The organism is Bacteroidota bacterium (assembly GCA_018698135.1).
Taxonomy (GTDB): domain Bacteria; phylum Bacteroidota; class Bacteroidia; order CAILMK01; family JAAYUY01; genus JABINZ01.
In genome coordinates, this window is sequence record JABINZ010000160.1 from 1 (window position 1) to 22222 (window position 22222).

The 22222-nt window shown below is 34.9% G+C and carries 17 protein-coding genes; 11 read left to right on the plus strand and 6 right to left on the minus strand.

Annotation, left to right across the window (positions count from 1 at the left end; all coding sequences use genetic code 11):
- On the minus strand, positions 1 to 3848 hold a 3848-nt coding region (locus tag HOG71_10340), incomplete at its 3' end, for an alpha-2-macroglobulin family protein (protein MBT5991236.1).
- A gap of 196 nt (positions 3849 to 4044) precedes the next feature.
- On the opposite strand from HOG71_10340, the gene rfbC (HOG71_10345) reads away from it, so the two are divergent.
- From rfbC (HOG71_10345) to HOG71_10365, 5 genes are read left to right on the plus strand one after another with little or no spacing between them, the layout of a single operon-like run.
- Positions 4045 to 4587 carry a dTDP-4-dehydrorhamnose 3,5-epimerase gene (rfbC, locus tag HOG71_10345; GenBank protein ID MBT5991237.1) on the plus strand — a complete coding sequence of 181 codons (543 nt, stop codon included), beginning with the start codon at positions 4045 to 4047 and terminating at the stop codon, positions 4585 to 4587.
- Positions 4588 to 4609: 22 nt separating this feature from the next.
- Positions 4610 to 5176: a dTDP-4-dehydrorhamnose 3,5-epimerase gene (gene rfbC, locus HOG71_10350; protein MBT5991238.1), complete on the plus strand. Its 567-nt coding sequence runs from the start codon at positions 4610 to 4612 to the stop codon at positions 5174 to 5176.
- Positions 5177 to 5179: 3 nt separating this feature from the next.
- Positions 5180 to 6151: an SDR family oxidoreductase gene (locus tag HOG71_10355; GenBank protein MBT5991239.1), complete on the plus strand. Its 972-nt coding sequence runs from the start codon at positions 5180 to 5182 to the stop codon at positions 6149 to 6151.
- A gap of 9 nt (positions 6152 to 6160) precedes the next feature.
- A complete protein-coding gene (gene rfbD / locus HOG71_10360; GenBank protein ID MBT5991240.1) occupies positions 6161 to 7018 on the plus strand; it encodes a dTDP-4-dehydrorhamnose reductase in 858 nt (285 codons plus the stop codon).
- 14 nt (positions 7019 to 7032) lie between these two features.
- Positions 7033 to 8892, plus strand: coding sequence for a TonB-dependent receptor (locus HOG71_10365; protein MBT5991241.1), 1860 nt, complete (start codon positions 7033 to 7035; stop codon positions 8890 to 8892).
- 20 nt (positions 8893 to 8912) lie between these two features.
- Here the strand turns inward: HOG71_10365 and HOG71_10370 are convergent, their stop codons facing one another.
- From HOG71_10370 to HOG71_10380, 3 genes are all read right to left on the minus strand, one after another.
- On the minus strand, positions 8913 to 9638 hold the full coding sequence (locus HOG71_10370) for an FKBP-type peptidyl-prolyl cis-trans isomerase (GenBank protein MBT5991242.1): 726 nt from the start codon (positions 9636 to 9638) through the stop codon (positions 8913 to 8915).
- A gap of 59 nt (positions 9639 to 9697) precedes the next feature.
- Positions 9698 to 10441, minus strand: coding sequence for an FKBP-type peptidyl-prolyl cis-trans isomerase (locus HOG71_10375; GenBank protein MBT5991243.1), 744 nt, complete (start codon positions 10439 to 10441; stop codon positions 9698 to 9700).
- A gap of 76 nt (positions 10442 to 10517) precedes the next feature.
- Complete coding sequence (locus tag HOG71_10380; GenBank protein ID MBT5991244.1) at positions 10518 to 11228, minus strand: FKBP-type peptidyl-prolyl cis-trans isomerase; 711 nt, start codon at positions 11226 to 11228, stop codon at positions 10518 to 10520.
- A gap of 179 nt (positions 11229 to 11407) precedes the next feature.
- On the opposite strand from HOG71_10380, the gene HOG71_10385 reads away from it, so the two are divergent.
- Genes HOG71_10385 through HOG71_10395 form a run of 3 tightly spaced genes read left to right on the plus strand, consistent with a single transcriptional unit; the run spans position 11408 to position 16395 of the window.
- The gene (locus HOG71_10385; GenBank protein MBT5991245.1) at positions 11408 to 12160 is read left to right on the plus strand and encodes a L,D-transpeptidase family protein; all 753 of its coding nucleotides are present in this window, start codon (positions 11408 to 11410) and stop codon (positions 12158 to 12160) included.
- A gap of 14 nt (positions 12161 to 12174) precedes the next feature.
- Positions 12175 to 13137 carry a transglutaminase gene (locus tag HOG71_10390; GenBank protein ID MBT5991246.1) on the plus strand — a complete coding sequence of 321 codons (963 nt, stop codon included), beginning with the start codon at positions 12175 to 12177 and terminating at the stop codon, positions 13135 to 13137.
- Positions 13138 to 13146: 9 nt separating this feature from the next.
- A complete protein-coding gene (locus HOG71_10395; GenBank protein MBT5991247.1) occupies positions 13147 to 16395 on the plus strand; it encodes a glycosyl hydrolase in 3249 nt (1082 codons plus the stop codon).
- Between the two features lie 81 nt (positions 16396 to 16476).
- Here the strand turns inward: HOG71_10395 and HOG71_10400 are convergent, their stop codons facing one another.
- Positions 16477 to 17025, minus strand: coding sequence for a transposase (locus HOG71_10400; GenBank protein MBT5991248.1), 549 nt, complete (start codon positions 17023 to 17025; stop codon positions 16477 to 16479).
- A gap of 179 nt (positions 17026 to 17204) precedes the next feature.
- Here HOG71_10400 and HOG71_10405 point away from each other — a divergent pair, with 179 nt between their 5' ends.
- Positions 17205 to 18362 carry a hypothetical protein gene (locus HOG71_10405; protein ID MBT5991249.1) on the plus strand — a complete coding sequence of 386 codons (1158 nt, stop codon included), beginning with the start codon at positions 17205 to 17207 and terminating at the stop codon, positions 18360 to 18362.
- A 42-nt stretch (positions 18363 to 18404) separates the two neighbouring features.
- Here the strand turns inward: HOG71_10405 and HOG71_10410 are convergent, their stop codons facing one another.
- Positions 18405 to 19328, minus strand: coding sequence for an IS1595 family transposase (locus tag HOG71_10410; protein ID MBT5991250.1), 924 nt, complete (start codon positions 19326 to 19328; stop codon positions 18405 to 18407).
- A gap of 109 nt (positions 19329 to 19437) precedes the next feature.
- On the opposite strand from HOG71_10410, the gene HOG71_10415 reads away from it, so the two are divergent.
- Positions 19438 to 21222: a hypothetical protein gene (locus tag HOG71_10415; GenBank protein ID MBT5991251.1), complete on the plus strand. Its 1785-nt coding sequence runs from the start codon at positions 19438 to 19440 to the stop codon at positions 21220 to 21222.
- Positions 21194 to 21853 (plus strand): response regulator transcription factor, encoded by a 660-nt coding sequence (locus HOG71_10420; GenBank protein ID MBT5991252.1) that lies wholly within the window; start codon positions 21194 to 21196, stop codon positions 21851 to 21853. Before HOG71_10415 ends, HOG71_10420 begins: the two co-directional genes overlap by 29 nt.
- Positions 21854 to 22222 lie beyond the last annotated feature (369 nt).

Consider the following 22222-nt stretch of genomic DNA (forward strand, 5'->3'; position numbering starts at 1 on the left):
AAACCTGCAGCTGGACGAACAGGGACATTTGTTTCATCAGAAAAATGCTCATTCAGGGCGCTAACTTTTACTTTTATTTCTGCATTTCCAATTGCCTTATCAGCTATTAATTGGAAAGCCAGCAGCCCCTCGCTATTTGCATTCAATTGTATGCTTTGAGTTATATCTCCATCAATTTTTACAGGCCCATTAACACTAATAGTTACTTTCGCTTTTGTTGATTTTGTTGTTGTATTCGTTAATGTAATGGGGAAGACAAGCTTATCACCCGGACTCAATATGCGCGGTAAAGCTGAACTTATTACAATTGGATCGGCAACTTTCATTTCTTTTTCAGCCGATCCAAACTGATTGTCCTTATAAGCAACTGCCATTATTCGAACAGCACCCGAGAACTTAGGAAGCCAGGCTTCGAATGTGCATTCTCCTTTTGAGTTTGCTTTTAGCTGTCCACTCCATAGCGATAGTAACTTTACTCGTTTATTGGTTAATGGATTTACCCGTTTTGATAAATCCAGACTTACATCTCCCGCTGAGCTTGAACTTTGACCAACTTCAGGATATAAGTATTTGTATAAGTCGTAAGAATTGACTTCCAAAGCCCTTCGTTGATAGAAAAACTCATATGGATTAGGTGAGTGGTAATTGGTCATTTGCAAAATACCTTCATCCACAATGGCGATGGTTACTTCTGCACCAGGCTTGGTTTTGACGGTAATCTTTTGCTTGGCTTTAGATCTTGATTTCTCAACAGCTGTAATAGCTACATCAAGTAAATTTGACTTATCCTCTACTACTAAATTGGTTACTCCATGAGCAATGGTCAAGAAAATATCTCTGTCGTCAATTCGTTTTAAAGCTGTAGCTGTAATATAAACATTGGGAATATGTTCGTTGGTAAGCGGCAGTGTTAATTTAGCAGCCTTGTTTTTAGTATCCAGGTGATAATAATCCATGATTCCAGCTCTTTCAACTGTTACTATCAATTTGCCTTCAAAAGGAGATTTGAATAATAGTTCTGCTTTTTCCCCTTTCAAATAGGATTCCTTATCTTTTTCTATAGATATTTCGCCTTCTTTACTTACTTCAAAAGAGGTATACTCAGTATCTGCCCAGCCGTAGGCGAAAAACTTGCGATAAACATATCCTTGTCCATTGCTTGACATAACCCGGATTTCATATTCTCCAGAATTGGCTGGTGAAAAATTCAGGTAAGAACTTTTTCCCTTAATTTGGATCTTTTTACTGAGAACAACTTGTTCGCGTTTTTGGGAATTGTAATACAACCTTCTACCACTCTTTTCCATTACTGTTTCCCAATAATAGCGCTTGATCACCACTTCTGCTTCTGAACTTTTCAGCATTTGCCCTTCTTTGTTCAAAGCAATCAGGTTAATTTTAATCGGCTTTCGTGTGCTAACCCAATAATCAAAATTCTGAATACCATAAAAAGTGTTTTGAGTAAACAAGTCAAAAGAAGATATTCGATTAACAGGTCTACCTGTTTCATCAAAAACAGTTGTATACACTTTTCCACTAATCACACCTATACCGGTTGAAGTTGGTAAATCAAAGTCAACCACTGCTTCACCATTTGCATCAGTTACGGTCTCATTCACTGTTTGATCGAAATAAATGGTGTTATCAGTTTTAACATTAAATGTATAGTCTTCATATCCTTTGGGATAAAAATATTTTTTTGACAGATTAAGTTCAACCTCTACATTTCTATTTGCTGCTGGTGGTCCAAAAAGATTGGTTGCCTTTACAGCTACCTGAAAATTATCGCTTGGTTTGTATTCCTTCTTATCCAGTTTTGCTTCAACACGAATTCGATCAGGCATAAACTCTTCCACACTAAAACGATAGGTATTTAATAGCACATCATTTCCTCCATAAACTTCCAGCGAATACATACCTGTCATACTTGCCTGAGGCAATGAAAAAGCAATTTCACTCGCTCCTTGTAGGTTTACTTCTTTTTTAAAACTCAAATATTGCCTGCCATTTGGCAATATTACCTTCACTTTTAAAGGAATCGATTTTTCAATCTGCCATTGCATATTTCGAACAACCGTATTGATAAAAACAGAATCTCCCGGACGGTAAAGATTGCGATCTCCATATACAAAAACATCATAATCCAAATTAGCTGTAATTTTCCCGCCTACATCATATCTCGACATTTCAAGTCGACATTGATTCATGGAAAGGAAATTAAAATCATTTCCTTGCTGTGCGGTAATCATGGCAATGGAATAACCATCAATTTTTGATTTCAGATTATCGAGAACTGCCACCCCATTATTATCGGTTGTAGCCGTATACACATTTTGATTATTCGTACTGATAAAGCGCACTTCCATTCCTGAAATAGGCTTGGCATCTTTTAAGGAATTGGCAAAAACAAAAATCTCATCCAAACCCTCTTTAACCATCAATCCAATATCAGAAACAGAAACCATCTGCATATCTTTCAGCCACCGCTTGTCGGCTGATTCAATTTTAACCAGATAAAGTCCTTTCAGAGAATTATTATAATCGAATTCATCCAGTTTTATATTTAGCAAGGAAACATTCCCGCTGCGCTGTAAAGATTTTGTATTGATTTCTTTTGAAAATATTTCCTGTCCATAATTCGAATTAGGCTCGTAACCATAATACTCATACCAACGCTCATTCTCATAATAATCATCCCAACCTTTGCCTTCTCTCAAATAATGCAAAATATTATTTTCAAATATTTTATAAACTGTGAGTTTAACTTTCGGAACACTGATAATTCGGACAGCAATGTTTTTATTTCCTTTGGGCGAAAGATAAATGTTGCCCTGATCTGCAAATTCAATGTGAGGTTCGGGGGATCCAAAATTTATTGTTTCTGAATAGTCCTTGCCCATTTCTTTATCAAAAACACCTTCTATAGCAGCAGAGATGGTTACAATATAGGATTCGCCTTCCAGAAAATCTCCTTTTATCGTAAATCCATTTGGCAACATTTCAACTTCATACGAAATCGATGGCTTAATCTTAATAAATTGCTTTAAATCGGTGCTTATTATCGGCTGACTAAACAATACATTCAGCGAGCCTTTACCATCTTCGAAAAAGGAATTCATGCTTAAAACCTGCAATTTATCTTTAGGCGGTATACTTACCGTTTGCGTTATTGATTTGTCTGTAGTGTAATCATGGTCTTTCAGTTTCAAACCTTTTTTAATTGTCAGGTTCACCGAATTAGCCGAGTTTTTTTCAAAGGAAGATGCCTTAACTGCAATATCCACTTTTACAGAAGCTTCTTTTGTTAAAATTAAAAAATCAACAACTTCGCCTTTGATTTCTAATTCCAATAATTCCTGAAGCTGAGCTGGCTCAATATCATAATTAAAATTCAAACCTATCCTCAACAATATATCTCTTTTTCCATCATCGCTTAAAGCCCAATATGAATCTGATGAGCTCAATCCCAAATAAGGTGTATGAAATTTAATCGCCTCTTTGGATATTTTCTTTGCCTCTTTACTAACCTTTTTAATGGCTTTATTAATGACAACTTCATAATCTGTACTTGCTTTGAAAGGATTGTTTGGGGCGAACATCAAACTATTTGGAGACTCCCACATAAAGCGACCAACTACTTCAGGTTTAAAAGTAAGGTAGGCAGTTGAATCCCAAATATTTATTATGGAGTCTTCCACAATATCCTGATTGAATTCAAAATATAGGTTTTGATTCAAACTTATTTCATCAACAAAATTTGTATTCTTAATACTAATTTTACCCTTACCTCCGCAAGATGATAAAAACAGACCGAATGATAATAACAATAATGGTAGATAGCTTTTCATGAGATGTGATTTTTTGATTTAGAATGAGTACATATTAACGCAAAAGTTACTATTAATAATTGAATTAGAAATCGCTTACAAAAACTCAACGAAAAAAGCCGTTTCGTATTTTAATTGTGAATAAATCTTTATAATTTCCGTTTGTCAAACACAAAATATCGACATTTGTATTAATCCATAAATTAACATATCGAACATGGAAATCATTAAAACAGAAATAGAAGGCTTGCTCATTATTAAGCCAAAGGTATTTGAAGACGAAAGAGGCTATTTTTATGAATCCTATAATGAACAAGCCTATCAGGAAAATGGCATTGCAATGAACTTTGTTCAGGATAATCAGTCAAAATCGAAAAGAGGAGTTTTGAGGGGTTTACATTTTCAAAATCCGCCTTTTGCTCAAGGAAAACTAATTCGTGTATTAAGTGGATGTGTTTTTGATGTGGCAGTAGATATTCGAAAAGATTCCGAAACATATGGTCAATGGCATTCTGTTATTTTATCTGAAGACAACAAACTTCAATATTGGATACCACCAGGCTTTGCTCATGGTTTTTTAACCTTAGAAAACGACACTATTCTTTCCTATAAATGTACTGAATTATACAATAAAGAAGCGGAAGGATCCATCCGTTGGAATGACCCTGATCTCAAAATTAGCTGGAGTTATTACGACCCTATCCTTTCTGATAAAGATAAGGATGCGACACTATTTAAAGATTTTGTAAGTTTGTTTTAATTCTTAAATCCATTTAGTCGAAATGCAACTTAAAATCGAACAAACAGCAATTGAAGATGTAAAAATTGTTGTGCCTGAAGTATTCGAAGACGAAAGAGGTTTCTTTACAGAAATCTATCGTGCCGATCAATTTAAAGAATTGGGATTGCCTCATCAATTTGTCCAATTGAACCACTCCCGATCAGCTAAAAATGTGCTACGCGGCATCCATTTTCAATGGGAGCCACCTATGGGAAAACTCATGCGTGTAACTTTTGGAGAAGCTTTTTTAGTTGCTGTTGACATTCGTAAAGGATCGCCTACTTTAGGAAAATGGGTTGGCGTTACAGTCAATGCAAAAGATAAGAAACAAGTTTTTGCTCCAGCAGGATTTGCTCGTGGTTTTTGCGTGCTATCCGATTTTGCAGAAATTCAATACCTGACAACAGGTGTTTATAATAATAAAGCCGAATCCGGTATTTTGTGGAACGATCCTGCTATAGGAATCGAATGGCCTGTAAAAGAGCCCCAGTTATCCGGAAAAGATGAAATTGCTCAAACACTCGACCAATGGCTTAACACTTCTAATTCTGACTATTTTAAATATTAAAAAATGAAAATTCTTGTTGCCGGAGGAGCTGGCTTTATAGGCTCAGTGATGGTTCCCAAATTAGCGGAACGTGGATACGATGTTACAGTACTTGACCTGCTATGGTTTGGTAATCACCTGCCAAAAAGCATTAATGTTCTCAAGAAAAATATTTTTGATCTAACCGATAAAGATTTAGTTGGATTTGATCAGGTCATATTCCTTGCGGGATTATCCAACGATCCAATGGCTGAGTTTTCACCCAAAGATAATTTCATACAAAATGCATCGGCACCTGCTTACCTCGGCTATATTGCAAAAGTTGCCGGTGTTAAGCGATTCATTTATGCAGGTTCATGTTCCGTTTATGGTTATACTGTAAATGAATTGTATGATGAAAGCTCTCCTGCTATTTCTAATTACCCTTATGGTATTTCTAAACTTCAAGGTGAACATTCTGTATTGCAAATGCAAGATGAAAATTTCAGTGTAGTCGCCTTCCGTCAGGGAACTGTTTCAGGATTCAGCCCAAGAATGCGTCTCGACCTGATCGTGAATACCATGTTTAAATCGGCTCTGGAAAAAAATGAAATTACAGTCAATAATCCTTCTATTTGGAGACCAATTTTAAGTATCAAAGATGCAACCAGTGCTTACATTCGTGCTGTTGAAGCAAATTATGATATTTCAGGTGTCTTTAACATTGCTTCTGGAAACTACACAGTAGGTGAAGTAGCCGATCTGGTGAAAGAGGTTGTGGAAGAAAAAATGGATAAAACCATTCACTTGAATATTAAAAACATCCAGGATTTCAGAAATTACAAAGTCAGTTTTGAAAAAGCAATGAATATTCTCAGCTATAAACCAAATCACGATGTGAAAAGCATTGTTGCAGATTTGATTAGTAATCTGGATTATTTTAAGGACTTTGCGAACCCTAATTTTTACAATATCAATGTATTTAGAAGTTTAAAAGAAAATCAGGGTAGTATTTAAAAAGAAAAGATGAAAGTTGCAGTTATAGGAGCAAATGGCCAGTTAGGATCTGATATTATAAAAGAATTTAAGCTGGCAGGAGATGATGTGTCAGGAATCAATCATTGTGATGTTGAAATTTACGATATTGATTCTGTGAACAGTATTTTCAAGCTTATTAAGCCTGATTTAGTTGTTAATACAGCGGCTTATCATAATGTAGAAAAGTGTGAGCAAAACGCACTGAGAGCCTATCAGGTTAACTCCATGGGTGCTCGAAATTTAGCCATGGCCTGTAACGACCAGGATATATATTTGGTGCACATTAGTACCGATTATGTTTTTAATGGAAATCAGAATGTACCCTATCTTGAAACTGATTTGGCAAAACCATTAAATGTTTATGGAAATACAAAGCTTTCTGGTGAACATTATATTGAATCAATAGCTGAAAAATATATGATTCTACGAACTTCCGGCCTTTATGGCAAAAGCCCATGCCGAGCTAAAGGTGGTTTGAATTTCGTTCAGCTTATGCTAAAGCTGGCAAAAGAACGAGATGAAATTCGTGTAGTCGATGATGAGATACTTACTCCTACAAATACGGCTGAATTAGCCAGACAAATTGTTAAGATCAAGCATCCTGATGTTTATGGTCTTGCTCATGCTACAGCAGAATGCATGTGTTCCTGGTATCAGTTTGCACGAGAAATATTTGAAATAACCGGCACAAAAATTAACCTTCAAGTTGCCAGTCAGGATGAATTTCCTTCCAAAGTAAATCGACCTGATTATTCAGTACTGGAAAATAGCCTTTTAAAGCAATACAATCTGAATGTATTCAATCATTGGGAAACAGGACTGAAAGAGTATTTATTGCCTGAATAAGATTTAATACTTACATGAAAAATTTATTTGCTAAAGAAGCAATTCTGCTTCTTTTAATACTATTGTATAGTTTCTCAAGTATTGGCCAAAAGGCTAAAACCTATGAGCTTGATGAAATAGATATCAGCACCAGTCGTGTAAAAAGCACAATGAGCGAAACATTCAAAAGCGTGATCATTATTACAAAAAATGATATTGCTCAAATGCCTGTTCAAAATTTGGAAGATGTGTTAGAGTACTTTGCAGGAATTGACATCCGACAAAGAGGTATTTATGGAGTTCAATCAGATATTTCAATTCGTGGAGGAAGTTTTGAACAAACACTAATTCTGCTAAATGGAGTAAAAGTTAGTGATCCTCAAACGGCTCATCATAATATGAATCTACCCATTCCACTTGATCAAATTGAAAGAATTGAAATTTTAAAAGGCCCTGGAGCCCGAGTTTATGGTCAAAATGCTTTTGCAGGTGCAATCAATATAATTACAAAAACTTCTGACAGAAAAAGTATTCACATTTCGACAGCAATAGGTGAACACAAATACAACAAGGAAAGCTTATCGCTCTCTTTTCCTATAAATAAATACCATCAAAATCTGACTTATTCAACCTCTGGATCAGCAGGATATAAATTAAATACCGATTTCAGAAATCATCAATTGTTTTATCAAGCAACGCTTAATAATGTTTTTAATGTAAATATGGGTTATGTCGATAAGAGCTTCGGTGCAAATGGATTTTATACAAATTTATTTCCATGGCAATGGGAACACACTAAAACATCTTTTATAAATTTAGCTTGGAAGGGAAAGGGCAAAATTCATTTTGAACCAAAATTGTATTATCGCAACAATCAAGATGAGTTTTTATTGAAGAGAGACACTCCCTCATTTTACATGAATCAACACACAACACATATATTTGGAGCTGATTTCAATGCTGAATTTTCATCACAAATAGGGAAAACATCAGTCGGTGGTGATTCAAGATCAGAATACATTTATAGCTCCAGTCTTGGAAATCATAACAGAACTAATTTGGGATTATTTGTTGAACATAAGTTTATTTTTAAAAAACTTGTCGTTTCACCAGGTGCCTATGCTAACTGGAATTCAAGCAATGACTTTTCAATATTCCCTGGGATTGATGCAGGATATCAACTCGGTGCTTTTGCAGAAATATTTGCAAATATGGGAAAAACGTATCGCACACCTAGTTTCACTGAACTATACTATAATTCTCCAGCAAACATTGGAAATGCAGATTTGAAAGCTGAGGAAGCCACTTCCTTCGAACTTGGATACAGATACAAAAAAGAAAAATATAGTTTTTCAATAACAGGATTCAGACAGAATGCAACAAATCTTATTGATTGGGTTCGAAAAAGTGATACACTTGCCTGGAAGGTTGTGAATTTAACTAGGGTGAATACTACCGGTTTAGAAGCAGAGCTCAAATTGTTCCCTCAGAAAATTTTTAATAAAAACACCTTTTTACAAGGCGTATATATTAATTATACGTATTTGGATGCGAATCAGCTTACATCTGAATACCTTTCGAAAAATGTTTTAGATTATCTCCAACATCAGTTAATTGCTTCAGTTTTTTATCATATTACGCCTAAATTACATCAAAGTTGGAAAATCAGGTTTGAAGACAGAATTGGCTATGAAGCGCATACTTTATTTGATAGCCGAATATCCTATAATACTGAAAAAACACGCTTCTATGTAGAAGCAAGTAATTTATTTGGGATAACATATTATGAGTTTGGCGGATTAGAAATGCCTGGCAGATGGATTCGTTTGGGTGTTGATATAAAACTTAATTTGAAAATAAACAAAAAAAAATCCCAACCTTTTGAGTCGGGATAATATCTATTGATAATTATTCTCTATTCTTCGATTTTCCAGTCAGAACCACCTGGCTTGAATGAAATCAATTCAACTTCAAAAATCAATGTTGCTCCTGCCGGGATAACTTCACCAGCACCTCTTTCGCCATAAGCTAATTCTGAAGGAATATAAAATTCATATTTACTTCCTGCATTCATTAATTGTACACCTTCTGTCCAACCTGGGATCACCTGATTCAACCCAAACTCAATGGGTTCGCCTCTATCGTAGGATGCATCAAAAGTTGTCCCATCAAGTAATTTACCTCTGTAATGAACAGTAACCATATCGGTAGCACTTGGGCTAGGGCCTTCTCCTTTTCTGATGACTTTATATTGAAGTCCTGAGGGGGTAACTTTCACACCTTCTTTGCTTTTGTTAGCTTCTAAAAAAGCTGCTCCTATTTTTTTATTTTCTTCTGACATACCACTTGTTTTACCTTGTTGTTCTTCTTGTAATTTTTGCTGGAATACCATGAGTACTTCATTCTTCTGTTCTGCAGTAAAAACAGTGCTCTTTTCTTTAAAATCAAGCATAGCTTTTGCTAAAATCAATGGATTTACAGCAATTTTCTGCTTTTCAAAATTATCAGCTATATCCATTCCAATTGCATAACTAATGGAATCCTCCATGTTTTCAATTTTGACTTTCTTGAGACTTTGCGCTTGCAAACTAAAGGATAAGGCGAAAAATAAGCTTAATGCTAAAAAGATGTACTTTTTCATGTTTATTCAGTTAAAAAAAATCCCAGTATAATAACCGGGATTTCGATTCAAAAATTATTTTATTGTGCTGGAGCATCCAGTGTTTCAAATGATATTAATTCTACTTCAAAAATAAGTGTGGCTCCCGGAGGAATTACTTCACCAGCGCCTTGATCACCATAAGCTAAATCGGATGGAATATACAATTCGTATTTAGCACCTGGGCTCATTAACATAACACCTTCGGTCCATCCTGGAACAACTCTGTTTAAAGGAGTTACAAGAGGTTCGTTTCTGTTATAAGACTCATCGAAAATAGTTCCATCTAATAATTTTCCACGATAATGAATGGTAACAACATCTGTTGCCATTGGTTTGGCACCACTTCCCTCTCTAATCACTTTATACTGAAGACCTGATTGAGTTTCCATAACACCTTCTTTCTTCTTATTTTCTGCCATAAACTCGGCACCTAATTTCTTATTTGGTTCAGCATCAATCAATGCTTTTTCTTGTTGTTTTTGACTGCTTTTTAGTTGCATTTCCTGTTGCCAGGCCATTAATACAGCATCTTTTTCTTCATCTGTAAAGAAAGCATTTTCTTCAATATATTCTTTGTAACCAGCAGCCATTGCATCTGCATTGATTTCATATTCTTGTTCGATAAAATTCTTGGCAATATCCATTCCTATGGAATAGCTAATAGAATCTACATTATTTTCTGGTTCAAAATCTTTTGATCCAAATTTCAATCCATCTTTACAGCTTGTGAAAACAAACAGCACGAGGATTACAAGGCTAAGTAAGTACGTTAATTTTTTCATTATTTTTGATTATTTATTTAATTCTGAGGGCGCAAAGATATTAAAATCATCAGATTAAGACTCCTGCCTGTTTGATTTATTTTTCAGAATCAGGACTATCTTTAATGACTTTTATTAATTCAACATCAAATATTAATACTGCACCACCGGGTATTGATGTTCCTGCACCTTGATCTCCATAGCCTAATTCAGGTGAAATAAAGAACTTGTATTTTGCTCCTTCCTTCATCAATTGCAAGCCTTCGGTCCATCCTTTAATTACACCAGCAAGTGGAAAGGTGATGGGTTCGCCTCTATCATAGGAAGAATCGAATTTCGTTCCATCGATCAATGTTCCACTATAATGTACCATTACCTGATCTGCAGCAGCTGGTTTTGCTCCACTACCTTCTCGCAATACAATATATTGCAATCCAGAAGAGGTTGTTTTTACACCTGCTTTATCTTTATTTGCTTCCAAAAACAGAACACCATCTTTCTTCATACTTCCTGCTTTCTTAACGCGCAAATCAGCTACATACTCAGTCAGGATTTTATTACTTTGATCGGCATCAAACAAAGAAGCTTGTTTGTTCATCCCAATAATTATAGCATCTACTAAGAGCTGAGGATTAATTTCGATGTTTTGCTTGTAGAAGTTTTGGCCCAAATCGTGACCAATGATGTAACTAATGGAATCAACTAAGTTTGATAACTTCACTTCTTTTTCATTTTGAGCAAATGAAGTGCTATTTAATCCCACTAAAATAACTAGGGTCAGTAAAATTGAAAATGTTTTGAATCTCATAATACTCTTTTTATTAATAAATATGTAAATTGGCCTTGTTGCTTCATTATTTCAGATGTGCAAATTACAAAATATTGTAGTTGTCAAATTGACGTATATTTAATTATAAAAGTTGCACGTTTTAATATAATAAATAATCGAAACAGCTATGAAATGATCATGCCAGTAAAGCAAAACACATGAAAACATTAGTCAAAACAACTGTTGTAATTATCTTACTTTCTTTATTTTCAATTCCTGTGTTCTCACAAGGAAGTGGCTTTGGGGATCAGCAAAAAAAGTATGCCCGAGTACGACAAGCCTATAATGACAAATACGATTATATAGACAATTTACTCAAGAAAAAAGGCATCAAACAATTTCATTATGAGCTCTTTATCATGACTTATAAAGCAGAGCAGATTGTTGAAGTATGGGTTAGGCCAAAAGAGAAAAAAGAATTTATACTACTGGTTTCTTATGATATCTGTAGCCCATCGGGTGATTTAGGGCCCAAACGTAAGCAAGGAGATTTGCAAGTGCCAGAAGGTTTTTATAAAATTGATCGCTTTAATCCTGCCAGTAATTTTTATATTTCATTGGGCGTAAACTATCCCAATGCATCTGATAAAATACGAGGAAATAAAGCCACACCTGGAGGCGATATATTTATTCATGGTAATTGTGTAACAATAGGATGCATACCGCTTACTGACAATATTATTAAAGAACTTTATTTATTAGCCATTGAGGCCAAAGATAATGGACAAGATAAAATTAGGGTGTTTATGCTTCCATTTAAAATGACAGATGAAAACATGAATGAAAATAAAAACAACCCACATTATTCTTTTTGGACAGAATTGCAACCAGCTTATTCCTACTTTATGAAGAATAAGCTTCTTCCAACCATACGAATTGATGGACAAGGGAAGTATCTCATTAATCCATAAAATCTGTATCCACAATGAATACAGAAAATAACCCTACAGGCATCGAATTCACTCCTGCCCAGACTAAAGAGCCTGAAAAACAATCAAGTTATCAGCAAAATATCATCTATGCAATCTCAACATGGGTAGCAACACTCCTTATTGTAATTCCACTATTTATAATAATCTATAAATTCATTCCTTCCATCAAGTTTGTTATAGCCGACAAATATGTAATACGGCTGGATCAGGTTCTTACATTTATAGTTATTTTTTTTCTGATCCGCTTATTAGTAAAACTACTTAAAAAATTTGTAGCCGGAATTGTTATCATGATAATCGTTTATTTGACTTTTAATTTATTTCTGCACAAATACAGTTTTTCAGATATTTATAAGGATTATAAATCGTTGGTAATCTATTTAAAGGAGGAGCCCATAAAAGTTCCTTTCGTGCCTGAATCAGCCTCATTCAGAAATGGGATTAAAATCAGGGCTGCCATTCAAGCAGAAAACCCCGTTGTCCGAAATTTTGCTGTTGTGCTTTCGCTTAAGCATTTCAATGATCCCAATTTATACCGGAGATATGGAAAGGTAATTCGCTATTTCTCCATTTTCAAGGATATCAATCAGAGATGGCAATATGTTTACGACCCGGTTAATTCAGATTATTATGCATCTGCACGTGAAAGTATCATGCATTTATCTGGCGATTGTGACGATCATTCAATAGTTATGGCTAGTTGCATAATGGCTGTAGGTGGTGAAGCCAGAATAGTTCGTACGGTAGGCCACTTATATCCCGAAGTAAAAATCTGCCACAAACAGGATTTGGTAAAATACAACCTGCTTATCAGGCAATTGTTCGAAACAGAAGGCAAAGACATCTTTTTCCATGAAGATGAAGATGGTTATATTTGGTTAAATTTTGATTATACCGATCGTTATCCCGGTGGCAAATTCATGAATCAAAAAATTATTGGCATATTAAAACTTTAATTCTTTACAATGAAAAAATATATCATTCTACTTGCTCTTTGTATTTTATTGCCTGCTTTAACCTTCTCTCAAAAAGATGAAGACAAAGACCTGATGAAATCATCCACTTTTTCTGGATTAAAATTCAGGAGTATCGGCCCTGCTTTGATGTCAGGTAGAATAACAGACTTTGCTGTAAATCCAAACAATATCCATGAATATTATGTGGCGGTGGCATGCGGTGGCGTATGGAAAACGCAGAACTCAGGAACCACCTGGAAACCTATTTTCGATAGTGAGAAATCATTCAGCATTGGTTGTGTAACCATCGATCCCAATAATCCACATACTGTTTGGGTTGGTAGTGGAGAGAACAATAGTCAGCGCTCTGTTAGCTGGGGCGATGGTATTTATAAAAGTCTGGATGGCGGACAAAGCTGGACCAATATGGGTTTGAAAAAATCTGAACATATTGCAAAAATCATTGTTCATCCAAATAAATCAAATATAATTTATGTTGCCGCACAAGGACCACTTTGGGGTCCAGGTGGAGATCGTGGACTGTACAAAAGTATAGATGGTGGTACAACATGGGATGCTGTTTTAACCATCAGTGAAAATACAGGTGTGACTGATGTGGTGATGGATCCAAGAAATCCAGATGTTTTGTATGCAGCTTCCTACCAAAGAAGACGTCATACGTGGACATTAATAAATGGCGGTCCTGAAGGTGCCATTCATAAAAGCACAGATGGTGGGAAAAATTGGCGCAAACTCTCAAAAGGAATTCCAGCAGGTGATATTGGCCGAATTGGTTTAGCTATTTCGCCTGTGAATCCAGATTATTTATATGCGATTATTGAAGCAGCGGAAGATAATGGAGGATTTTATAAGTCTACTGATAGAGGTGAATCCTGGACAAAAACCTATAAATACAATACCGCAAGCGCACAATATTACAATGAGATTTTCTGCGATCCTGTTGATGCAGATAAAGTTTACATCCTAGATACGTATACAAGCTATACAGAAGATGGAGGAAATAGTTTCAAACGCTTAGGAAATAAAAATCGTCATGTAGATGATCATGCTTTTTGGATTAATCCAAATAATACCAACCATATTCTTATTGGTGGAGATGGTGGCATTTATGAAACTGTTGATTTTGCACAAAGTTGGGAGTACAAGGCAAATTTACCCATAACTCAGTTCTACCGAGTTTCGGTTGACAATACAATGCCATTTTATTATGTTTATGGTGGAACCCAAGACAATAGCACTCAAGGAGGACCATCACAAACCACCAGTATTTCGGGTATTACCAATGCCGATTGGTATTTAACAAAAGGTGGCGATGGTTTTGAAACGGTCATCGATCCTATTGATCCGGATATTGTGTATTCTCAAAGTCAGTATGGCTGGTTGGTACGTTACAACAGAAAAAGTGGTGAATCGATTGGAATTAAGCCCATAGAAAAGAAAAACGAAGAACCCTATCGATGGAATTGGGATGCTCCATTAATTATAAGTCCACATGCACATAAGAGACTTTATTTTGCGGCCAACAAACTTTTTAAAAGTGATGACAAAGGCAATACCTGGCAAATTATCAGTCCTGATTTAACACGTCAAACAGATCGTGATAAATTGGAAATAATGGGTAAGGTTTGGCCTATTGATGCTGTGGCGAAAAATGCATCAACCTCTATTTATGGTAATATTGTTTCTCTGGCTGAAAGTCCTAAGAAAGAAGGCTTGCTTTATGTTGGAACAGATGATGGTTTAATCAATGTTTCGCTTGATGGTGGTCAAAATTGGAAACGCTATAAAAATTTTCACGGAGTTCCAGAATTCAGTTATGTGAGTTGTATTACGCCATCTCTGTTTGATGAAAATGTGGTTTTTGCCACTTTCGACAATCACAAAATGGCTGATTTCAAACCGTATATTCTGAAAAGCTCCGACAAAGGAAAAAGTTGGACAAACATTAGCAGCAATCTGGAAGAGCCTGATGTTGTTTATACAATAGTTCAAGATCACAAAGACAAAAACCTTTTGTTTATTGGAACCGAATATGGAGTTTACTTCAGTTATAATGAAGGCAAAAAATGGATACAATTAAAATCTGGTTTACCAACAATAGCTGTTCGCGATATTGCCATTCAGCAAAGAGAAAGTGATTTAGTACTGGGTACTTTTGGACGCAGTTTTTATATTCTCGACAACTACTCAGCATTGCGAAATTTAAATGATGAATCATTTGAAAAACCAGCCATCATCTTTCCAATCAAAGATGCTTTGATGTTTGTACACGAGAGACCTTTGGGAAGTGAAAAAGGATCTCAGGGTGATGCATTTTATACGGCTAAAAACCCAGATTTTGGAGCAACTTTTACTTATTATTTAAAAGAAAGTCCGAAAACAAAAAAACAAGTTCGTAAGGAGAAGGAAAAAGAAGCCATCAAGAATGGGGAAAAACCACCTTATCCAAGTTTTGAAGAATTGGAAGCAGAATCACTTGAAAAAGCAGCCTATCTACTATTTACGATAAAAGATGCAAGCGGTAATATTATCAGAAGACTACATGCAAACGCGAGCAAAGGATTGCAAAGAATTACATGGGATTTACGCTATGCAAGCAACGGGACTGCCCGATTGAATTCGAAAAATGAGCAGGAAGGTGGCTTGCTAACATTGCCAGGCGAATATAGTGTTCAACTTGATTTGGTTGAAGATGGCAAAACAACAGCTTTGTTTGAAGCTGTAAAATTTACTAGCAAGTTTTTGCATGATGCTGAAATTAATGCAGTAGATAGAGCTGAACTTTTAAGCTTTACACAAAAAATCAGCGAACTAAGACGAGTTGTTTCAGCAAGCATCGAATTTTCTAACAACTTGGATAAAAATAGTCGATTAGCTCAACAAGCATTAAAACTAGTTGATCAACCTAATGTTGCTTTATTGCAAAAGGCAAGAACAATTGAATTGGAAAATAAAGTAATCACAAAAGCATTAACAGGCGATAAAATTCGTACAGAGCGCAATGCACCTGTTCCTCAATCCATTAATGGCCGCTTAGGAACCATTACATGGGAACTTTGGAAAACCAATGACAAACCAACTCAAACACATTATGATAGTTATCAAGCAGCAAAGGAAGAGTTTGATATCGTTTACGACAAAATGAAAAAATTATTGGTACAATATAAAGCACTTGAAACAGACTTGGAAAAACTAAAGGCTCCAAATACGCCAGGTAGGTTGCCGGATTGGAAGTAGAATTTTGGAATTACGGATTTGTTGGTGCGAGCTTGCCCCCCTTGTTGGTGCGAGCTTGTAGCTCGTACCATTAACTACATCTTATTCTAACAAGCAGATTTTTACATTACCTGAAATGCCTACATAGTCTCTTGCACTACTATATTTCCAATGATGAGGTTCATCCACAAATCCTGCTACAACTGGGTTATTGTGTACATAATCTAATTTTTGTTCAAGAACATGATTGCTCCAAAGTTCAATTGGTTGCTTATGTTGTTGCCAGAATTGAAAATCTTGAACATTACTATTTTTCATTCCTGCATCTCTCATCATTTGTAATATCCATTTCCTTCTGCTTTCTTGTTCATTCCCATCAATTTCTTTTCTCATTTGTTTTGAGGTAAATGTTTTAAACTCCTTAATTAGCTTTGAGGGATTATTATTGTTGTCTCGGAAAATTAAATGAATGTGACTGGGCATAATGCAATAGGCATAAACAATTAATCCTTTATTGTCTGTGCAGTAATTCAGACTATCAGTAATAATATTGAAATAGTCTTCACGTATGAAAATATCAATCCAATTTATTGTAGCAAAGGATATAAAATAAATCCCTTCTGGATTATACATTTTGTATTTTCTGCTCATGTAATCAAAGTTACAATATTTGGATTGAATGAATATTAGTGGAGGTACGAGCTACAAGCTCGCACCAACTTTGGGTTGCTCATTTGGTATATAGACCATTTGTTTCATGCAATAAGCCTGTTTAGCCGCAGAAACTATATATTTGTATTCTATTTTAACAAAACGACAAATCATTGAGTTTGATTTCTAAGACCTTCAGTTTAAGCGCCAGAACATTTAATGGTCTGGAATCGGTTTTGGCCAGAGAACTTGAGCAAATAGGCGCTCAAAATGTACAAGCAAAAAAGCATTCTGTTAGCTTTTCAGCTGATACCGAATTAATGTACAAAGCCAATTTATGGCTACGAACTGCTACAAAAATATTGAAACCCATTTCCCGATTCAAATTTTCAAATGATCAGGGTTTATACCATAAAATACAAGAGATTAATTGGAGTAGCTATTTATCGGTTAGAGACACCTACGTAATCGATTGCACACTGATTGAATCCACTATTCAGCATCCACGCATAGCTGTATCCAAAGTAAAAGAAGGTATTAATAGCTATTTCAAGAAGGCGAAAAACACCATTCCAACTATCGAGTTAAGCAATCCTGACTTTCGGATACATGTGCATATTTATAAAGAAAGTTGCACTATTTCCTTAGACACTTCTGGTCAACCATTGAACCACAGAGGCTATAAGCAAGATCAACAACAACGCTATTTGAACGAAGCTTTTGCTGCCGGACTTATTCTTATATCTGGTTGGAAAAAAGACAGCTACTTCATCGATCCAATGTGTAATATAGGAACCATACCTATTGAAGCGTCTTTAATTGCCAACAATATTGCTCCTAACATTAGTCGGGATCATTTTGCATTTATGGAATGGAAAGATTTCGATAAAAGTGTATGGAACAAGGTGGTGGAAGATGCACATGCTGCTATTCGACCATTTTCCAAACGAATATATGGATATGATGAACAACCATCATTGATAAAAGCCGGTAAATCCATTATTTTGAATTCAAAATTATTTTCAAAAATCCAATTGGACGTAGCTCGTTTTGATGAAGTGAACCCAATTCAGGATAAAGGAATGGTGATAATATGCCCTCCTCCTTCTGATAAAATTCAACGAATGAGTCCCCGTGATTATTATGAAAAATTAGGCAATATGCTTAAATCCAAATACATAGGTTACACAGCCGTTATTTATAGTCAGGACTTGGATGCTTTAAACTTTATTGGATTAAAGTCGATTTTTAAACGTAGCCTGTATTATGGTCAGTTTGAGGGTAGAATACAAAAATTTGAAGTTTTAGCATCGAGCAAAAAAGAATACGACTATTGACAATCTATCAAGCTTTCTGAAATACTCTATTATTTTATTTGATCATCCGTTAATATACCAGTTGTTATTTGATAAAGCAATTGTTAGTCTATCAAATAGCTTATCTCCAAAGTATCTTCTGTTAAGTTTATAGCAGAATTCATCTAAATATAGCTGTAAGTATTTGCCACTAATCTTGTGATAAATTCCCAAAAAGTTGCGTTTTGCATTGCTAATCGCTATATGAGCCCAGGGCAGAGTCTTTGTTGTTGTTTCTTTGGTTGATTTTTCTGTAATGTGAATTTCAACATATTTAGAAATATCAACATAACTGGTGCTTTTGTCACTAAATACAATGCTTTTCTCGTTAATATTATCCTTTATAACATCATCGATTTCAGTGGAAGCATGAGTTTCCAAAACTTTCATCTTAAAATACCTGCAATGTTTTGATTGCTTTCCTGTCTTAATATCTTCAAGTGGTATAGATTCAGCCATAACAGCAACATTAACCTGTCGTTTGCTTCCACGACCTCGCTTTAAATTTTTTCTGACCATGCTGTTGGTTTCTGTCTCAAAATATCCTTCATCAAATTCAAGCATTCCAGCCAATTCATAGAGACTATCCCTTTTCCCCATAGCTTGATGGATCTTATGCATCATTGACCAAATGGATTCATAGCGACTATGATCAAGTTGCCTTTGCATTTCTGTTGCAGATATGCCCTTCTTTGAGAAGCTCATAAAAGCCATGGCTAAGTACCATTTTCTTATCGGTAATTTTGCATGTTCCATCATCGTTCCACTTCGCAGGCCTGTTCTAAATCGGCATTCTGAGCACTGCCATTGCCATTTCCCTTTTAACCAATAATGCTTGGTGCTGCCACATTTCTTACAGCTTATACCCTGGTGTTCTCGAACCTTCCTAAAATGATCCCTACAACTATTTTCATCTGGAAAATCGGAAATAAATTTGATTATATTCACGTCATTTAATTTTTCCCAAGTTATTAATAGTTTTTTAATAAGTGGTAATTTTACGGACCATCAATTATTTTATGTATTTTTACATACATAATCTCTTTTAGTTAATCTAATGTTAGCAAACAGAAATAGAAAAAAAAGCGCCTATACATTTACCTTCATTTATATCCTTTGCTTATCTGGAATCATCGTCATAACAGCAATAATTGCACACCGAATAGATTCTAAATTCAAAGAAAGTATAGTCGAACAATGGTCAACTCAATTGAGTTCCATAACACAAATTTCTTCTTTGAACATTGAAAGTTTCTTCTCAAAATTTGGTGATAATCTATTAACTATTTCAGTCAATCCATTGATTCAGGAAAAGGCCCTTTCAGCAAAACATGATGTAAACGACACCTCTTTTTGTTGCATCAGAAACCTATATGAAATTCATCAAAATGATATAAACGCCATATTAATGCAGGACAAAAATGGTGAATTTATATTAGGCTATCCTGAATATTTATTTGAAAATTCTAAACATTTGAGAAGGTTGGGAAATGTATATCCATTCGACACATTTGCTCAGGGGGAAACTTATGTAAGTGATGTTATTACCAATAATCACAACCTTCAGTTTTTTGTAATTTCAGTACCTATCTTCAGAGATAATGAATATCTAGGCTTAATTAGTTGGGTTATTTCCATTGACAAAATCACGAAAAAATACCTTGATCCTGTAACCATTGGTCAAAATGCTTATTTATGGATGATTGACAATTCGAATAGGATTTTAGCACATCACGATTCAAATTATTTAGGTTTGAATTCATGGTATATCATGAAGGATCTTGAAATCACCCAGAAAGTTGCTGGTTATTCTACTGAAAAATCTGAAATATATTTGAAAGAGTCGAGAGCTTTTTTTGAAGAGCTTCATGCAAATAATTCTGGAACTGGCAGATACATTGATTTTGCTCATAGTAATTATTGTCTGGCTACTTATCAGAAAATACCCATATATAATAACCTTTGGACTATTATCACAAATGTCCCCTATACGCTAATCTTAGAACCGGTGAAAAAAAACACTTTCAAGGTTTATTTATTATCAGGTGTTGTTATCAGCATTTTAACCTTATTAATGCTCTTATTATTCCGCTTGCAACGAAGTGCACAATTATTGGCAAAAGAAACGGAATACCATATTGAATTGGCCAAGAAAGCAGAACAAATAAAGGAAGAAAGGCAAAAGAAACTGACTGCCCAAATTGATGGACAGGAAATTGAAAGAAAAAGGGTTTCCAGAGAAATTCATGATGGTTTGGGGCAATACTTATTAGCACTAAAAGTCCGACTTGAGGAATTATATATCAAAATCCCAAAAAACTTAGCCACTCGAATCGAAGACTTACGATCGATCTTTCAAAAAACTTTAGACGAAACAAAACGTATTTCAAACAACCTATTGCCCATATCACTTGAAGAATTGGGTTTGATAACATCCATCAAAAATCTTTGTCATGAATTCAAAATCAATTCCAACATCAAAGTTGATTTTGTATCTCACGGAATATCTGAATTAATAAGCATCAAGCAAAAAACCTATATCTATCGAATTTGCCAGGAAGCATTAAGCAACATTCAAAAACATGCTGATGCAAGTGAGGTAAATGTTCAGCTATTGGGAAATAATGAACAGCTTACCTTGATTATTCAGGACAATGGCAAAGGATTTAGTTATGACATAGGATATTATACCAAAGGAAATGGATTAAATAATATTCGAGATAGAGCAGAAATATTGAATGGGAGTTGTGAAATTGAGAGCACAAATAAACAAGGAACAAATATTAAAATAAGAATTCCTCTAGAAAAAAAATATGCAAAAGATAACAGTTATTCTGGTTGACGATCATCCTATTTTTAGGGATGGGATCAAGTCAATGTTTGAAAATTCAGAAGAAGTAGCTATTGTGGATGAAGCCAGCAATGGAATTGAAGCAATTGATAAAACATTTAGTTTGAAACCAGATGTGCTGATAGTTGACTTGTCGATGCCGGGTATAACAGGAATTGAACTCATTGAAAGAATTAGAGGATTTAATAAGGAAACAGCCATTATTGTTCTTTCCATGCACAGCAAAGAGGATTATATATTCAAGGCCATTCGGGCTGGCGCAAATGGATATCTACCTAAAGAGGAAACAACAAAAGAAGAGTTATTAAAGGCAATTCATGAAGTACGAAAAGGAAATGAATACTTTAGTCATTCCGTAAGTCAAACCATGCAAAAGCATTTCTTAAACGAGGCAAAAAACAATCAAACCGATTTGCCCGATTATGAGTCACTTTCCAAAAGAGAAAAAGAAGTGCTTAAACTAGTAATTGAAGGCTTAAGCAATACAGAAGTAGCTGCTAAACTTTTTGTTTCTTTGCGCACAGTCGAAACGCATAAAAGCAATATCCTTCAAAAGTTACAACTGAAAAATACAGTTGAATTGGTCAAGTTTGCTTTAAAACACAATTTGCTTGAAATTTGAGTTTTAAGCTGATTTTTTATAATAGTAAACTGAAAAAATCCTCTTTTAGTGATTCACGTAGTGTTATTTAGAATTTCATCTAAATTAAAAAACAAATTAAGGCCATTATGCATTTTGATTAATTCATATTATAATTTGTTTTAGTCAGCACATCATCTCTCTTTACCTCCATTTAGTCTTTTTGACACTTATTCCATTATTTGCCTAACACATTGAATCATCCATTCTATTATGATGCGCTTAATCTAAAAAACCACTCTTTTGTGCATTTCCCTTCAAAATAATTCATTTATTTTTTTACACTACTTTCAATATGATGACATCTGGTTACATTTGATTCGAAAAATAGACTAAAGGACTATAAACGAA